Origin of the sequence: Nostoc spongiaeforme FACHB-130 (assembly GCF_014698475.1) — a bacterium.
GTDB classification, from domain to species: domain Bacteria; phylum Cyanobacteriota; class Cyanobacteriia; order Cyanobacteriales; family Nostocaceae; genus Nostoc_B; species Nostoc_B spongiaeforme.
In genome coordinates this window covers 24678-42390 of the sequence record NZ_JACJTB010000032.1, presented here as the reverse complement: position 1 = coordinate 42390, position 17713 = coordinate 24678, and the positions used below count along the sequence as shown (strand labels likewise).

Below are 17713 nucleotides of genomic sequence, written 5' to 3'. Positions count from 1 at the left end.
GATCAAGTTTGTATCAATTGCATCTTTTTACCAATTAGGTTGGTAATATTTTGGTAGTTGACAACAGATGAGTGTGATTTTTGCCTCACGCAGAGGCGCAAAGATAAGATGAGTTTTATTGAGGCTAGAAATAAAAAATAAATCTCTGAAACTCTTTTTCTCCGCGACTCTGCGCTACGCCAGTTGCTTCAAGTCGGCAGAGCCGCCCAACGCACTGGCTCCTCTGCGTGAGATTTTGATATCTGTTCAGTATGACCAAACTTGGCATTTTAAGGAAAAAGGATGGGAAACAAGACATTCCCATCCCCTCGGAAAATAAACAACCAACCAAATAGTAGAGAAGGAGAAAAATCTCAAAAAATACTAATTCCGCATTAAAAAACTGAAAAATTTGCGGTTAAAAGCGGTAAAGCGAAAACATCCAAAACAATAAATCAGCTTTGAGAGGTGGTAGATTTACCAATACCGCCTTTACCGTAAAAAGCTATCTGTCTAATTTTTTCGTCAGACATGATGATTTAGTCTCCTAGTAGTGTGTGAATTTGTGTGGGTCTGCGATGTGAAGAGTTCGGACGATGTAGAACGTCGTTGGAGGCGATCGCTCTAAGCCCACAACCTTTAAAATCAAATACATATTGAATGAAGTGAAAAATCTGAAGTGTTTTCGCCTTTGGCGTTTGTGTGGGATAGTATGAAGTCTAAAAAGTGTTATCCTTCCCTACTCCCCACTCCCTATTCCCTATCCTAAACAGTCGCTACTACTTCCCCAATTCTGCTAATGTCGTAGCCACCGAGAACTTCTAACTGTGAGTGAACCACACGATGTCCCAAGGTACTCAGCAATTGTTGTATGGGTGCTTCTTCTAGATATTCTTTGAGAATTACTAAGTCGTAGCGTGATTGATGTAATGGGATAAATCCTAACCCGAAGGTTGCAGCGATGGATGCGGTGCTAATACCTGCGTCGGCTAAACCTAACGCCACAGTTTGGGCAACATCTTGATGGCTGGTAACGATTTGGTCAAATCCTTTGACAGCATCAAATGATATCTGCGCTTCTTGCAGTTTGCGTTCTAACAGCATCCGGCTACCAGCACCAGGTTCTCGATTAATAATGGTTGCTTTGGCTTTGACTAAATCAGATAATGTTTCCCAGCCTTTGGGATTACCAGATTGTACTAATAATCCTTCTTCCCATAAACCAAGGGTGATGATAACTGCTGACTTGTCGGCTAAAACTTCTCGCACAAACGGAACATTATGTTCGCCTGTTTTGGGATCATACAGGTGCATCCCCGCAATGTGGGCTTCACCTCTGCATAAACTGTGCAATGCAGCCATGCTGTTGGCAAAGGTAAAATGGACTCGCAACTGCGGATGCCAGCGTTCGGTAGCCCTTGCCCAGAGTGAAATTACAGGCGAACAACCAGCAATTACTACTGTATTGTGCAGTGCTTCGAGGTTGTCATCCAAAAGCCTGACTTTGACTTTATCTGCACCGACTTGCTTTGCCGCTTCCCCCTTCGGGTTCGACAGTTTGCTTATGCCGGGGAACCCTTTCGGCAGTTCCTTCTGGGGGAAACCCCCAAGATCGGACTGCCTCACCACCGCAACTGTCTCACCGTCAGCAGGTGTCATATCTTGACGGAATGCGTCTTTTCCCACTAAAGGGTAAGCTATCCACTGTCCGCCGACTCTCGCTAGGCTAACGCGCAGAGGTTGATTAATTGTGACAGGTTTGGCGAGAGTTGCTTCAATTTCCGGTAAATCTTGCTCTAACCAGAATAGATCCTCTACTTGACAGCCAAGTGCTTTCGCTAGTTTTAGGGTGATGGCTACAGAAGGAGCATATTGTCCTGACTCTACACCACTAATAGTTTGACGAGTTACCCCAGCGATGTTTGCTAAATCTTGCTGGCTCATCCCTAAGCGGGTTCTAATTGACTTCAAGTTATTGCGGAGGTCGCTATCCTGCTTCATTGGCTGCCTTTTTTCTCAACTGTAACTAAGCCGGAGCGGATTTACCTGTATCGGTGCTTGCAAAAGATTTACTTTGTTTTTTGTTTTGCGCTTTCGATTCCCTCTACAGAAAGAATAACATACATCTTGCTAGTTTTCTTGCTAAAAAATCAAAAATTTTTGCGCCAAGTTGATTTTCCCTGCTTAATGTTAAGAAATTGGAAAGCCAGAATGCTGATAAAATCCGCTTTTCAGGTTTTGCAGCTGAGATAAAATTTTTCGGAAATTTTGCTTTCGTCTTTTTTGTTTATACCATTTAAGTTGGTAAATAGCTGTATTTGATACAGTTTTTGAGTTGAGTTTGGGTTTTGATGCTTTTTAGGCAGGCAGGTAATCTCGCTAGTGAAGTATATACCAACCGATATTGTGACAGGGATCAAGCGATCGCACCGTTAACTATTCAATATCCCTTCCTCCAAGATTTTAGAGGCAAGCAAGTATGATTACCGAAGAAGATTTGGCACAGCAATTTACAACTATTGTCGAACATACTCATCCTAGTGCATGGGAAGTAATTCGCCACTGTTATGTGAAAGTCAATAACCCCCAATTCCGATATCTGCATCCGAGTTATTTTCACAAACGATATGTGACTATTTATTGTCCAGACAAGCTAATGAGTGCTGTTCTCACGCAAAAAAACCTACTGCGAGAAGTCGCACAGTATTTAGGACTGATGGAAGTTGTGTGCTTGAATGCTACCAACTTAGTACGAGACCCTATGTCTCAACTTAAACACACTCATCCACAATTATGGCTAGATTTGTTATGGATTTTATCAACTAAACATGACAATTAATTCTCATAATTTCATCTGAAAAACTTCTCAATTCATTCTAGAGATGGATGTTGTTTCAGATGCGATCGCCTGCTTTCATATATGACTTGATTTAGTTGAGAATTACCCATCATAAAGGGCAGTTAACCTGCCCTTTATTTGCTGTATTGATAACAAAATAAATTAATTAATCAATAGCAATCATCACATCAGTAGCTTTAACAATTGCATAGACCTCTTTACCTTCAGCGAGTTTCAGATTTTCCGCCGATGATTTTGTAATAATTGCTGTTACTTCTACGCCATTGGCAATTTCTACGGTAACTTCTGTATTGACACTGCCAACTTCAACCTTTTTAACTGTTCCTTTTAAAGCATTACGTGCGCTAACTTGCATTTTAAATTGCTCCCTGGTTCGGTATTATTGACAGATTCAATATAGCATTTACTATCTTCAAAATTGAATAATATTAGGATTCTCACTCTTTTTTAACTATATTTTTATATTTATCCTCTCTCTGCAATTTATACCAATAAAGTTGGAAATATTTAAATAAAGTTGGTATTTTAGCTGTAAGATTATCTGTGAAGACTAGGTGTAAAGTTTTTCCTCACCTGTATCCCTACACTCTTCTTCCCAGCAAAGTGAATATTTTCTGGGGATGTTAACATTCCCACACAACTTTGCTGGGTAAACTTTTAAACTATCCTTAACCCATGATAAACTAGCTTTACCAACTTTATTGGTCTAGTATATACTTTTACCAACCTACTGGTGTAGTTAAGTTTAGGTGTGAGGCTCATGAATAGTGTTTTCCGCAGCGCAGTATGGATCAGTCCAATACTGCTACTTGCTAGTGTCGTTACGAATCAAAAAGCATTAGCAAATTCTGTAATTCAGTCTCCAGAAGAATTACAGGCAGAAAGTATCAAGTTAGTTTCACCACAATTACAAGATACTCTTGTTGCTCAAACGGCAACTGAAGTTAATCAAATCTCTGTATCAGAATTAACCCAAGAAGCTGATAATTCCGATACCATGAATCAAGTAACATCCGTATCGCAACTATCAGATGTCCAACCAACAGACTGGGCATTTCAAGCACTACAATCTTTAGTTGAACGATATGGGTGTATTGCAGGTTATCCCAACAGTACCTATCGGGGTAATCGGGCGATGACGCGCTATGAATTTGCGGCTGGGTTAAATGCTTGTTTGGAAAAAATTAATGAATTAATTGCCACAAGTAGCGCCGACGCTGTGAGAAAGGAAGACTTAGAAACCTTACAAAAGCTGCAACAAGAATTTGCTGATGGTTTAGTTGAGTTGCGTGGCAGAATTGACCCATTGGAAGCACGCACCGCCGAACTAGAAGCCAATCAATTTTCCACCACAACCAAATTATCTGGGGATGTAATCTTGACCTTTGGTGGTGTGTATGGTGATGAAAAAGCTTTAACTTCTGATGCGTGGCGAACTATCAATAATACTCCTGGTGGAAGTAGAGCCGCTAGAGAAGCCGCAGCATATAACAGTGCTGGCGGACGGGATTTGGAAGATAACACAATTTTTGCTGACCGGGTGCGAATCATCTTTGATTCCAGCTTTTACGGTCAAGACCGCTTGCGCGTGATTTTGAGAGCAAATAATACTCTGGCTTTCAACGCCACAAATCAAGTCTCTGGAACAAATATGACTCGTTTGGCTTGGGATACAACTCTTGAGCCAGATAATAGTTTTGGCTTGGCTAAGTTATTTTATAACTTCCCGATTGGGGATAAGTTAAATGTAACGGTTGATGCTGTTGGCGGTTCGTTCTTTGATAATTTCAACACCGTTAACCCCCTATTTTCAGCTGCAACTACAGGCGCTATATCGCGGTTTGGTCGTTTTGCGCCAATTTATCGTGCGAGTAACTCTGGTCTAGCGGTTGGTAGAGGTTCTGGTGTCAGTGCTGTTTTCAAGCTGAGTGATGCTATCACCTTGTCAGGCGGTTATATAGCGAGAAATGCCGAAAATCCTCTGGACGGTAGAGGTTTGTTTGATGGGAGTTATGGTGCATTAGGACAAGTGGCGTTGCAACCAAATAAAGATTTGACTTTGGCTTTTACTTACGCCCATTCTTACTTTAGTGCGGTTGATGGTAATGGCGTTGCAACTGGTGATGTGAATGTCTCTGGTTCGGAAGGAAGTACATTTGCGAATAATCCATTTGGAACAACTGCAATTCCCATTGCGACATCAGCTAATCACTACGGCATTCAAAGTAGTTACAAGTTGAGTGATAAATTCATCATATCTGGTTGGGTGGGTTACACACAGGCGATCGCCGAAGCTAGTTCTGGAAGAAACTCTGTTACCAATACAGTCAATAGAGGCGATAAAGCCGATATTTGGAACTGGGCTGTGACTCTAGGATTTCCCGATTTGGGTAAAAAAGGTAATGTCGGTGGGATTATTTTTGGTCAACCGCCAAAGGTGACAAGCAATGATTACGGGCCACGCACTCTGACTGCGACAAGTGCGCGTCGAGAAGATAGCGATACTTCCTACCATTTAGAAGCTTTGTATCGTTATCAAGTTAACAGCAATATCTCAATTACCCCAGGGTTTATTATTCTGTTCAACCCCGAACACAACAGCAATAACGACACTATCTATGTCGGCACAATTCGGACAACTTTCCGATTCTAGATATCCTTGCTAAATATTTTTAGTTAAGTTGTTTGAGTACTCAACTGCTCAAACAGCTTTTTCATTCTATTCACAATAAAATCTCTAACCATGTACAGAAGATCAGTAGTGTACACATCTCCTAATAATTAGGATAGTGGTAGAGTAATCTGTACAACAGATTCTCAATATCAAAACTTGTTGAGTTTTAATAGCGATCGCCAAAGTTAGGTTCTCTGCTTAGAAAATTGTCTCAACTAAGGTTTTAAGCGTTTATTAAAGGTTCAGGTTGATGTTATGTAGGCGATCGCTTTGGTTAAGAGAACTTATTCTTCGTCAGAATTAGTCGCCGCTAACCGTTGTTCTTTCAAGTTTTGCAACTGCTGTAACAGAGAATCTACCTCGGCTTGCAGGTTCTTAAACTTGGCTTGCTGATCTGCTTGATAATAGGACTTGTTTAGTTCGTTAACTAAAGCAGCTTGGGATTTCCGTTCTGAAACACTAGATGTAGACATCGTTATATTAAATAGATACACAACTCAACTCACACCAATATTAAATATTATAGTAATGTCGGTTTAAGGTTTGTTAAATGATTGTATAGTTTTAATCACATCATTTAATGGATTGTGAGTTTTGTGATAAGTGACAGCGATGAGTACAGGAGTGTTCCAAAGTTGCACTCACTTTGACAGGATTTAGGCACAAAGGTTGTCTGTTGAGTAAGGAGGGTAAGATTTTTGAATACCTACACCCTTTCAGCCTCCCCGAAACCCTTGATTTTTCCTCTCACTCTTAAGTCATACAAAGGCTTTATGGTAAACTAACTATCTGCACGAAATAAAAAAATCTCAAAAACTACACCAAACAAAGATAATATTTTTCTGGAATACATGGAGAAAGAAAGCTCAAACGTGGCTTTTGTATCCATAAATTGATCAATCTTTAGCGAAAAACTGTTAAAACCTGTGACTGTGAGCTTGTCTGTTGCTAAATCTCATCGCCAACCTTGGCCCGGACTGATAGAAGCCTATCGTGAGTACTTACCTGTCAGTGACAAAACGCCTGTTGTTACCTTGTTAGAGGGTAATACTCCCTTAATTCCGGTGCCGGCGATCGCAGAACGCATTGGCAGACAAGTGAGTGTATTTGTCAAGTACGATGGCCTCAACCCCACCGGCAGTTTCAAAGACCGGGGAATGACAATGGCCATTTCCAAAGCCAAGGAAGCAGGTGCAGAAGCCGTAATTTGTGCCAGTACTGGTAACACTTCCGCCGCCGCCGCCGCTTATGCTAAACGTGGCGGGATGAAAGCCTTTGTCTTGATTCCTGATGGTTACGTTGCTTTGGGCAAACTAGCACAAGCTTTATTGTATGGCGCAGAAGTTTTAGCAATTAAAGGTAACTTTGACCGCGCCTTAGAAATTGTCCGGGATATGGCTGAGAGTTACCCAATAACCTTGGTAAATTCCGTTAACCCTTACCGTTTAGAAGGACAAAAAACTGGAGCCTTTGAAGTAGTTGATGCTTTGGGTAACGCTCCCGATTGGCTATGTATCCCCGTGGGCAATGCGGGAAATATATCAGCATACTGGATGGGTTTTTGTCAATACCACCAAGCAGGGAAATGCGATCGCCTGCCCAAAATGATGGGATTCCAAGCCGCAGGTGCAGCACCCTTAGTCAACGGTCAACCAGTCGCCCATCCCGACACCATCGCCACAGCCATTCGGATTGGGAATCCAGCCAGTTGGGATAAAGCGATCGCCGCGCAAACTGCGAGTCAAGGAAGTTTTGCGGCTGTCACCGATGCAGAAATTCTCGATGCTTATCGATTGTTAGCTGCATCCGAAGGTATTTTCTGCGAACCAGCCAGCGCCGCTTCTGTGGCGGGATTATTAAAAGTTAAAGACCAAGTACCCACAGGTGCAACAGTGGTTTGTGTGCTGACTGGTAATGGTTTGAAAGACCCTGATACAGCAATTAAGCACAGTAATAGCCAATTTAAGCAAGGTATTCCCGCAGAACTCAAAGATGTAGCTACCGCAATGGGATTTTAAAAGTTTGTTTTCTGCGATATGCGATCGCTTTCTAATCAACTAGAACCCCAACTTTTTTACAAAGCTGGGGTTCTAGTTATTTGTTGAGGTATCGCAGCATGACACTTTCCACAATGGTGATCGATTCAAAATTATGTAGGTGAAAAATCAAACCTATTCTTTAGGATAGATATACTCTTGCGGCAAATTGTGTTTTAGAAAACTTTATGAATATTTTTATACAAATACCGTTGATTCCTTGTAATCATAGCGATGCTGGGCAATCAATGTTGTTATGGCTGCATATTGTATCTGATAGTTTGATTGCGATCGCTTACTATTCTATTCCCTGCACCCTACTATATTTTGTTCGCAAACGCCCAGATTTACCATTTAACTGGATTTTTTTGCTGTTTGCTTTATTAATGCTGAGTTGTGGCACAAGTCACTGGATAGAAATTTGGACGCTTTGGCATCCTATATATTGGCTGAGTGGCGGGATGAAAGCGATCGCAGCTTTAGTCTCACTATACACCGCATTAGAACTGATACGTTTAATGCCACAAGCCCTAACCTTTCCCAGTCCTGCACAACTAGAAGCCACAAACAAAGAACTAGCGCGAGAAATTAGCGAACGCCAAAAAATAGAAGCAGCATTACGGTGCAGTGAAGAACGTTGGCACTTGGCTGTGGCTGGTACGAGTGAGGCGATTTGGGATTGGGACATACCAACTAATCAAACTTATCGCTCAGAACGTTGGTATGAGATGTTGGGATATCAGCATCATGAACTGAGCAATGAAGATGATGAATGGAGTAAACGCATACATCCTAATGATTATGAACAAGTCATAGCCGCTCAAACAGCTTATTTATTACAACAAGCCCCAGAGTATAACGTTGAATATCGGTTACGTCGTAAAGATGGTAGTTACGGATGGTTTAGATCACGCGCCAAAGCCGTTTGGGATGAGCAAGGAAATCCTGTGCGGTTGGTTGGTTCATTGGGAGAGATTACAGACCGCAAACAAGTAGAATTGGTTTTGCAAGAACGGGAAGCGATGTTGCGGCGAATTGGAGATAACTTACCGAATGGGGCAATTTACAAAGTCATTCGAGAATTAGATGGTAGCGATCGCTTTTATTATTTAAGTGCGGGAATTGAAAACATCATGGAAGTGAGCGCCGCAGATGCACTGAAAGATGCCAGCCTACTCTATCGTCAATTTATCCCAGAAGACATCCCCCGACTTTATAACGCTGAGAATGAGTCAAAACAGCATCTCAGTATTTTTGATATTCAACTGCGAATCTGCACACCCAGTGGCAAATTGAAGTGGTGTCATTTTCGTTCCTCGCCACGTCGATTGGAAGATGGTCGCATAGCTTGGGATGGCATGGTAGTTGATATTACAGAATTTAAACGCACTGAAGAAATACTCCGCAAAAATGAAGCTTTGTTAGAAGAAGCGCAGCGCGTTGCTCGTTTGGGTAACTGGGATTATGACCTTGCCACAGGTAAAATTAGCTGGTCAAAAGGACTGTTTGAACTTTTTCGACGAGACAGTAAACTCTCACCCCCCAGCTATGAAGAAAATTTACAACTATATCACCCCGAAGATCGAGAAAAATTAGACCAAGCGGTAGTGCGTGCTATCTCCACTGGTGAATCTTACAAACTAGTGATGCGTGCTACTAGAACTGACAATGTTGAAATTTATGTGGAGGGGATTGGCTATGCCGAGTTTAATAATTATGGAGAAGTAGTCCGCCTTTACGGTACTGCTCAAGATATTACAGAACGCAAGCAAGCAGAAGCCGCTTTACAAGCCAGCGAACGTAGATTTCGTGGCATTTTCAACAATTCATTTCAGTTTATTGGGCTGCTGAGTGTTGATGGAACTTTGCTAGAGGCAAATCAAACTGCGCTTGATTTTGCAGGAATCAAGCCGGAAGATGTAATTAATCGACCATTTTGGGACACACACTGGTGGACAATTTCACCAGAAACTCAAGAGCAACTTAAACAGGCAATTGCTTCAGCAGCTCAAGGAAACTTTGTCCGCTATGAAGTGGATGTTTTGGGAGCAAATAACCAAGTAGCAACAATTGATTTCTCCTTGCGTCCACTCCAGGATGAAACTGGCGAAGTTATTTTGTTAATTCCTGAAGGCCGAGATATTACTGAACGACAAGCGGCATTACGCGATCGCATTCAAGCAGAGGAAAAATTACGTCGCAGTGAATTACAGCTAAATGCTGCCCAGCATATCGCCCATGTTGGCAGTTGGGAATGGAACTTGGGTGATGAACAGCAAATTTGGTCAACGGAAACCTTTCTGATTTTTGGTCTTTACCCAATTCAACCAGCACCAACTCAAGCAGAATTTCTGCAAATGGTTCACCCAGATGATCGGCCAGTTTTACAAGCCCATTTTTTAGCGGCAATTGTTGATTCAGCCCCAATTAACGTGGAATACCGCATTATTCGACCTGATGGCTCAATGCGCTACTTAGAATCAAAAGCAGAGGTAGCTTATGATACAAAACATCAACAAGTGAAGTTATTTGGAGCCATTCTCGATATTACGGAGCGGAAACAAGCTGAGTTAGAAATTATCAAGAGCCGTGATTTGCTCGAAGCCATTTATAACGAATCGGCTGATGCTCTGTTTTTGGTTGATCCTGAAACACTATTAACTATTGACTGCAACCATCGAGCCGTAGAATTATTTGCGGCGCGATGTAAAGCTGACCTGATTGGAATCAAAGGACAAACCCTGCACAAACGACCGTTGAGTTCTCAGGAGGTAGCTGAGATTCTGGTAAAAATAAATCAGCAAGGATGTTGGAGCCAGGAAATTGAGTACGTTACAAAGCAGGGCAATTGTTTTTGGGGAAATATTGCAGTTAAACAAATTCGAGTTGCCGAGCAGGTGATGAATTTGGTACGAGTGACTGATATTAGCGATCGCAAATTAGCAGAAGCAGCATTAACTATAAGTGAAGAACAACAGCGACTCACATTAGAATATACCCGAATTGGTACCTGGGATTGGAATCTGCAAACAAATGAAGTGATCTGGAACGACAACCACTGTCGCTTGCTAGGCTTAGATCCAGAAACATCAACAGCCCAATATCAATTATGGCGTGATGCTGTTCATCCAGAGGATATAGAGAAAGTTGAATTGAGTATCTCCCAGGCTTTGGCAGATCATACTAATTTTGAGGCAGAATATCGGGTAATTTTTCCTAATGGCGAAATTCGTTGGCTAACAGGAAAAGGACACGGAATTTACAACACAGAGGGTCAGCCAATTCGGATGTTGGGTGTAATTATTGATATTAGCGATCGCAAACTAGCAGAAGAAAAACTCAAGCAAGCCGAATTGCAATATCGCACTTTAGTTGAGCAAATTCCCGGCGTAGTTTACACATCACCAATCGCAGGTAGTTCGGAATTTGCCTACATCAGCCCCCAAATTCAAACATTACTCAATGTCCCAGCACAAGAATGGGAAGCAGGCCTCTGCAACAGTTGGGTAAACTTTGTCAATCCCCAAGATCACCCATTTGTCTTACAAGCAGTCCAAACTACGCTGGCTACAGGAGAGCCTCTCAACATTGAATATCGGATGATGACTCAAGATAACAAAGTCATTTGGGTACAGGATCAGGCGCGTTTAGTGTTAGCACCCGATGGCAAAACTCCAATTTTACAGGGAGTGGCATTTAATATTAGCGATCGCAAACAAGCAGAACAAGCACTGCAAGAAAAAGAAAATTTTTTACGCAGTATTTACGATGGTGTCGCACAGGCAATTTTTGTGGTCGATGTTGTCGATAATGATTTTCGTTATGTCGGTTTGAATAATGCTCACGAAGAACTCACAGGCCTAATTTCCGATGATGTGCAAGGCAAAACCCCAGAACAGTTGCTTCCTCCCACTGCGGCGATGAAGGTAAGACAACATTATCAAAATTGTCTCAATGCAGGTACAACTATTACTTATGAAGAATGTTTACCATTTAAAGGCCAAGAAACTTGGTGGTTCACCAGCCTGACTCCCTTAAGAGACAATAATCACCGTGTTTACCGCATTGTCGGGAGTTGCATTAATATCACAGAGCAGAAACGCGCCCAACAAATGCTAGAACTACAAGCAGTCATTACACGCAACATGGCCGAAGGAATCTGCTTGGTTCGCGCCAGTGATGGAATTATCGTTTATGCCAATCCTAAGTTTGAGAAAATGTTTGGTTATGATACTGATGAATTAACTGGCCTACATATCTCAATTATCAATTATGCCAAGGATCAAGCGGAAGCTGAAGCAGTGAATCAAGCCATCAGTACAACTGTTTTACAACATGGTGAAGCCAGCTATGAAGTCCACAATGTGAAAAAAGATGGCACACCTTTCTGGTGTAGTGCGACAACTTCTATGTTTGAGCATCCTGAGTATGGACAAGTTTTCGTTGCAGTTCACCAAGACATTACCGAACAAAAGCAAGTCCAAGAGCAACTCAAAGCGTCACTGAAAGAAAAAGAGGTTTTACTCAAAGAAATTCATCATCGTGTCAAAAACAATTTAGGCATTGTTAGTAGTTTGTTACAAATGCAATGCCGACGGACACAAGACACCGAAGCCACAGCTATTTTACGCGATAGTCAAAATCGTATTGCTTCTATTGCCTTAGTTCATGAAAAACTCTATCGTTCCGCCGATTTAGCAAATATAGATTTTGCTCAATACATCCCCGATTTAACCACTCATTTATTTGATTCTTACAATGTCACGCCTAACTGTATTAAACTTAAAATCCAAGTTAATAATGCCAGCTTAGACATTGAAACGGCCATACCTTGTGGTTTGATTATCAATGAATTAGTTTCTAATGCTTTAAAATACGCTTTTCCTCATCAAAGCACAGGAGAAATTATCGTTAGCTTAGAGCAACAAGATAATTCAAACTTGATATTAATCATTCAAGACAATGGCGTTGGACTGCCTCAAGACTTTAATCCTCAACACACAAAAACATTGGGTATTATTCTTGTCCAAGGTTTAGTGAAACAGTTAAGAGGAACGATGGAATTTAATTCTCAACAAGGTACAGAATTTAAAATTACTTTTACAAAAAGTAGGGCATGAAGATGATAGATATCTCCTCCGATACAAACAAAACCAAGACAGTGAAAGTCTTGGTGGTGGAAGATGAGTATATTCTTGCCATTAATTTGCAAGAAAGTTTAGAATCTTTGGGTTACACCGTTGTTGATATTGCAGATACCGCAGAAGACGCTATAGAAAAAGCAACTGCACTGCGCCCAAACTTGATTTTGATGGATATTAGATTACGGGGTGAAAGTGATGGTATCCAAGCCGCAGAAGCAATTTGGAATAATTTACAAATCCCGATTATCTATGTTACAGGACACTCTGACCAAAGTACTGTAGAAAGAACAACACTAACTGTTCCTTTTGGTTACATTCTTAAACCCATTAGGGATCAAGAACTCTATGTAGCCATTCAAACGGCACTGAATCGCTATGAACGAGAACAGTTTTTAAGTACTGTGTTGCGGGGTATGGGTGATGGGGTGATTGTAGTTGATCCCCAGTTACAGATTAAGTACATGAATCAAGTGGCAGAAACACTTACAGGCTGGCAATTACAAGAAGGGAAAAATCAATTATTAGAAAAAATTTTTTCCCTAATTGACGAACAAACTAAAGTACCTGTATTAAACCCCATTCATGCAGCTTTACAACAAGAAACTACTGTATATTTAGGCGATCGCACTTTATTAATTACCAAAGATAAAAAAACTATTCCCATTGCTGATAGTGCGGCTCCCCTACGCGACAATCAAGGTAAAATTACAGGCGCAGTCTTAGTATTTCGAGATGATACCCAACGCAGATTAAGCCAAGAACGCAACCTAGCCAATGAACGCGCCCGTCAGTTAGAAATTCAAATGGCAGAACTGCAACGGCTAAACCAGTTAAAAGAAGATTTTCTCGCAGCTACTTCTCATGAAATGCGTACGCCATTATCAAACATTAAAATGGCAATTACAATGCTGGAAAGTATTCTCGATCGCCGACGGATGATTCAGTCTGGTAAACCTCCAGAAATAAATGCTGTAGCTCACTATATAAATATCTTACGTCACGAATGCGAACGCGAACTAAATTTAGTAGATGATTTATTAAATATGCGTTTTGTAGACGCAGATATGTATCCTCTAGAATTAACTTCTATTCGTCTACAAGATTGGCTACCCCATATTACTGAAAGCTATCAGGATCTTGCTCAAACTCAACAGCAAATTTTAAAAGTAGAAGTTCCTCCAGATTTGCCCAATATTACGACTGATTTAGCTATTTTGACCAGGATTTTCTCAGAGTTATTCATAAATGCTTGTAAACATACACCTTTGGGTGAAAGTATCACAGTTGGCGTTCAACTAACAACAATCTCTAATCAGCCAAATTCTCCAGAGAAATTACCTGATGTTCCAATTTCTGCGGTAGAAATTATTGTGAGCAATTCTGGTATAGAAATTCCGTCTACAGAACAATCTCAAATCTTTGAACCTTTTTATCGCATATCCCAAAATCAAAACCAAGATAAATTATCAATTTTTGATTATACTTACCAAGTTCTGCAAGACGAATCTACATTTAACAGTGGTACAGGTTTAGGTTTAACTTTGGTCAAAAAACTTGTGGAATATCTGCAAGGAAATATCACAGTTACTAGTTCCCAAGGTTGGACAAGGTTCATAGTTCAGCTACCATTAACCTTGTCAGAGCGTGTTTAGTGAGAAATTGCTCATGAAGGCCGCAGGGGACAAGGGGGACAGGGGGACAAGGGAGCAATTTTTCTACCTTGTCTACCCCCTCTCCCTTGCCTAATCCCACTCAGCACTCAGCACTTTTTCATAAGCCTAAATGTTGGCGCAGTGCTTGGCGCATAATCTCAACTGGGACAGTTTCTGTTTGTAACCAAATTTTTAAAGCGGCTGCACCTTGTTGAACTAGCATTTCTAACCCATCAATGGCTATAGCCCCTTGATTTTGAGCTTGTTGGAGAAATTTTGTCGGTTGGGGGATATAAATTAAATCATAAGCGATCGCACCTTGGGGTAAATCAGCCATTTCTGCGACACTTAAAGGCGAGTTTTCTACTTGCGGATACATCCCAATGGGCGTTGTATTCACTAATAAATGGGCTTGGGGAATTAGTTTGGCAAGACTAGCCCAGGTATAAACCTGCAACTTTTCGGCTATGGGTGAACTTCCCCAACTATCACGAAACTCGATTAATCTTTGTTCATTGCGTCCCACAACATAAATTTCCGCAAAACCCAGTTGATAACAGCCTGCAACCACCGCCCTCGCTGCACCACCATTACCTAAAATGACGGCTACTTTCTGACTCCAATCTTGTTGGTATGTTGTTTGTAAGGGGGCGATAAATCCTTCTATATCTGTGTTTGTCCCGATCCATCGCTGATTTTGGCGAGTCACAGTATTGACTGCACCTATCGCCTGGGCTACGGGTGTAATTTCTGATAATAACGGCATAATTGCCTGTTTATGGGGAATTGTCACACTAAAACCTGTTACCCCAATTGCCGCAAAACCTGCGATCGCTATTTCTAAGTTATCAGGTGCGATCGGCAAAGGTAAATAAACGTAATCTAACCCTAATTCTGATATCGCAGCATTGTGCATCAACGGCGACAGCGAATGTTCCACCGGATGTCCAATTACCCCTAATAATTTGGTAGTGCCTGTAATTTTAGTCATTTGTCATTTGTCATTTGTCATTTGTTCTTCTCCCCCACACCTCCCACCCTTCCCACACCTCCCACCCTTCCCACACCTCCCACCCCCCTGGATTTCCCTCTCCTGCTCTACAATTATTAACAACTACTTAACATTACTTAAAATTATGCAAGTTAGTACAGCCCCTTTGACAAATCCTGTTCCTGGGCAATATTGGCAGTGGCGAGGGCAGAAAATTTACTATGTACATGCAGGGAGTTCACAATCGCAACGTCCGCCGTTGCTGTTGGTGCATGGGTTTGGTGCTTCCACAGACCACTGGCGAAAGAATATTAGTGGATTGTATCAAGATTTTGAAGTGTTTGCGATCGACTTATTGGGATTCGGGCGATCGGCTAAACCTAAACTACAGTATAGTGGTGACTTATGGCGTGACCAACTTCATGATTTTATCAGTGAAGTAATTGGTCGCCGAGCGATCGTTGCAGGTAACTCTCTTGGTGGCTATGCAAGTTTGTCTGTTGCTGCCCAATATCCTGATAGTGTTGCTGGGGTAGTATTACTCAATAGTGCTGGCCCTTTTAGCGAAGCCAAACCTACAGAAGAACCAGAAGCTTTACAATCACAAATCCAGCCACCTAAACAACCATCACCCCTACAGAAAATCTTAGGTAGTAGTGTCAAGTGGATTTTTCAACAATCTTTTTCCCGATTTTTGATATTTCAATATGTGCGACAACGTTGGGTAATTCGCCGCACTTTAGAAAAAGTTTATTTAGATAAAACCGCAATTACAGACCAATTAGTAGAAGAAATTTCTCGCCCTGCTTATGATACTGGGGCTTTTGATGTGTTTGTTTCTGTGTTTAGCAGTCCTCAAGGGGAAAAAGTTGATGTGCTATTGCAAAGATTAACTTGTCCTTTATTATTACTGTGGGGCGAGGCTGATCCTTGGATGAAAGCGCGAGAACGTTCACAAAAATTCCGCCAATATTACCCCCAACTGACTGAATATTTTCTCAGGGCTGGTCATTGTCCCCATGATGAAATTCCCGATCAGGTCAATCAACTTTTACGAGATTGGGTGATATCTATTTCTGAGTAGAAATGTAAAGTTATAATTCTAGGTGAAAACGAGTGGCATATACTTTCAAGAAAAAATAGGGATATCAGCTTATAAAAAGTGTTGCTTCAGAGTATATGCACCGTTTTCCCTGAAAAAATAATGATATTATTTCTCAATAATGCTCAGATTATTCGAGAGATTGAATGCTCAGTAATGAAACGACTGCAATATTGTTTGCCCTACTATCAGCGTTTTTTGCAGCCTTAACGACTATCTTTGCCAAGATAGGAGTCGAGACGATTAACCCCAATTTAGCAACCGCAATCCGCACCGTAGTCATTTTAGTCATGGTTTGGGGTTGGGTTTTTGCCAAAGGACAACTAGATACACTGCTGACAATTACACCTAAAACCCTGTTATTTCTTGTCTTTTCTGGTGTATCAACGGGTTTATCTTGGTTATTTTACTTTCGAGCTTTACAAATCGGGAAAGCTTCTTTAGTCGCGCCTTTAGATAAATCGAGTTTACTTTTGGTACTAGTTTTTTCAGCACTCTTTCTCAAAGAACAATTAACGCCGCCAGTGATATTAGGAACTGGCTTGATTTTAGCTGGTACACTGGTTTTGATTCGTTAAAATACGCTATTAAAGTACCCTTTCACCCCCACACCCAATCTCCACAAACAATTTTGGTGCGTAAGTAAGTCTTGTTTGATTTGATTCTGTGGAGTCAGTTTGCAGTCCACACACAGTCGTCATCAAAATCAGACTTATAGACTGGAACGTTGAGGAAAGTGAAGTTAAAATCACAAGCAAAGCCTAAATTTAAAATCGAGTTATGAAAACTGCTGAAAAATTGGCGGCGGGTTGGTTACTGACACTCGGATTCATGTTTTTGACACTCTCAGTCTCTGCGGTAATGGAGAAAAATACGATGCTAAAACCTTTGCCGTCTGGGAATGATGCAGATTCAGGGCAGGATTTTGTGAATAAAGAAGCTCTTTTTATGCTGGATACAACAGCAAGACAAGGTTTGATATTTGGTGTGCCGACAATGGTGTTGGGTGGTTGGTTAAGTTTATCTTTATACCGCCGGAGTAAGACAGAACAAAAAGCAATTCAACAACAAGCGAGCGATCGCCTACAATCAATTTTCTATCAAATGTTACAGCAAAATCATGGCAGAGTTACTGTTTTGGGTTTTGCAATGCAGTCGCAGTTACCTGCATCTGTAGCGCGGGAATTTTTAGACGAAAAAGCTAAAGAATTCAATGCAAATTTTAAAGTCAATGAAGAAGGCGGAGTATCATATCATTTTGATGTTTAAATCTGT

General features: G+C 41.2%; 13 protein-coding genes and 1 pseudogene. 9 read left to right on the top strand and 5 right to left on the bottom strand.

Features of this window, described 5'->3' with window-relative positions; translation table 11 throughout:
• Positions 1-437: 437 nt before the first annotated feature.
• Positions 438-512: pseudogene (locus H6G74_RS20915) on the bottom strand (hypothetical protein); the annotation flags it as partial.
• Positions 513-744: 232 nt separating this feature from the next.
• Positions 745-1980 carry a substrate-binding domain-containing protein gene (locus H6G74_RS20910; protein WP_190969501.1) on the bottom strand — a complete coding sequence of 412 codons (1236 nt, stop codon included), beginning with the start codon at positions 1978-1980 and terminating at the stop codon, positions 745-747.
• Between the two features lie 350 nt (positions 1981-2330).
• Here H6G74_RS20910 and H6G74_RS31600 point away from each other — a divergent pair, with 350 nt between their 5' ends.
• Together H6G74_RS31600 and H6G74_RS20905 are read left to right on the top strand one after the other, a co-directional pair.
• Positions 2331-2462 carry a hypothetical protein gene (locus H6G74_RS31600; RefSeq protein WP_277927170.1) on the top strand — a complete coding sequence of 44 codons (132 nt, stop codon included), beginning with the start codon at positions 2331-2333 and terminating at the stop codon, positions 2460-2462.
• Positions 2459-2818 (top strand): hypothetical protein, encoded by a 360-nt coding sequence (locus H6G74_RS20905; RefSeq protein WP_190969500.1) that lies wholly within the window; start codon positions 2459-2461, stop codon positions 2816-2818. The genes H6G74_RS31600 and H6G74_RS20905 overlap by 4 nt, the downstream gene beginning before the upstream one ends.
• A gap of 166 nt (positions 2819-2984) precedes the next feature.
• Here the strand turns inward: H6G74_RS20905 and H6G74_RS20900 are convergent, their stop codons facing one another.
• Positions 2985-3194: a TOBE domain-containing protein gene (locus H6G74_RS20900; RefSeq protein ID WP_190969499.1), complete on the bottom strand. Its 210-nt coding sequence runs from the start codon at positions 3192-3194 to the stop codon at positions 2985-2987.
• A gap of 405 nt (positions 3195-3599) precedes the next feature.
• Between H6G74_RS20900 and H6G74_RS20895 the strand changes: the two genes are divergently transcribed.
• Positions 3600-5492, top strand: a complete 1893-nt coding sequence (locus tag H6G74_RS20895; RefSeq protein WP_190969498.1) for an iron uptake porin — start codon at positions 3600-3602, stop codon at positions 5490-5492.
• 305 nt (positions 5493-5797) lie between these two features.
• Here the strand turns inward: H6G74_RS20895 and H6G74_RS20890 are convergent, their stop codons facing one another.
• A complete protein-coding gene (locus tag H6G74_RS20890) occupies positions 5798-5986 on the bottom strand; it encodes a hypothetical protein (protein ID WP_190969497.1) in 189 nt (62 codons plus the stop codon).
• Between the two features lie 453 nt (positions 5987-6439).
• Here H6G74_RS20890 and thrC point away from each other — a divergent pair, with 453 nt between their 5' ends.
• From thrC to H6G74_RS20875, 3 genes are all read left to right on the top strand, one after another.
• The gene (gene thrC / locus H6G74_RS20885; RefSeq protein WP_190969496.1) at positions 6440-7531 is read left to right on the top strand and encodes a threonine synthase; all 1092 of its coding nucleotides are present in this window, start codon (positions 6440-6442) and stop codon (positions 7529-7531) included.
• 206 nt (positions 7532-7737) lie between these two features.
• A complete protein-coding gene (locus H6G74_RS20880) occupies positions 7738-12669 on the top strand; it encodes a PAS domain-containing protein (RefSeq protein ID WP_190969495.1) in 4932 nt (1643 codons plus the stop codon).
• A 2-nt stretch (positions 12670-12671) separates the two neighbouring features.
• Positions 12672-14345, top strand: a complete 1674-nt coding sequence (locus H6G74_RS20875; protein ID WP_190969494.1) for a hybrid sensor histidine kinase/response regulator — start codon at positions 12672-12674, stop codon at positions 14343-14345.
• A 118-nt stretch (positions 14346-14463) separates the two neighbouring features.
• On the opposite strand, the gene H6G74_RS20870 is transcribed toward H6G74_RS20875, so the two are convergent.
• On the bottom strand, positions 14464-15336 hold the full coding sequence (locus H6G74_RS20870) for a shikimate dehydrogenase (protein ID WP_190969493.1): 873 nt from the start codon (positions 15334-15336) through the stop codon (positions 14464-14466).
• 145 nt (positions 15337-15481) lie between these two features.
• Here H6G74_RS20870 and H6G74_RS20865 point away from each other — a divergent pair, with 145 nt between their 5' ends.
• The 3 genes from H6G74_RS20865 to H6G74_RS20855 all read left to right on the top strand — a co-directional run bounded on the left by H6G74_RS20865 (position 15482) and on the right by H6G74_RS20855 (position 17707).
• Positions 15482-16420: an alpha/beta fold hydrolase gene (locus tag H6G74_RS20865; protein WP_190969492.1), complete on the top strand. Its 939-nt coding sequence runs from the start codon at positions 15482-15484 to the stop codon at positions 16418-16420.
• Between the two features lie 164 nt (positions 16421-16584).
• On the top strand, positions 16585-17016 hold the full coding sequence (locus H6G74_RS20860) for an EamA family transporter (protein ID WP_190969491.1): 432 nt from the start codon (positions 16585-16587) through the stop codon (positions 17014-17016).
• Between the two features lie 202 nt (positions 17017-17218).
• Positions 17219-17707, top strand: coding sequence for a hypothetical protein (locus tag H6G74_RS20855; RefSeq protein WP_190969490.1), 489 nt, complete (start codon positions 17219-17221; stop codon positions 17705-17707).
• Positions 17708-17713: the final 6 nt, after the last annotated feature.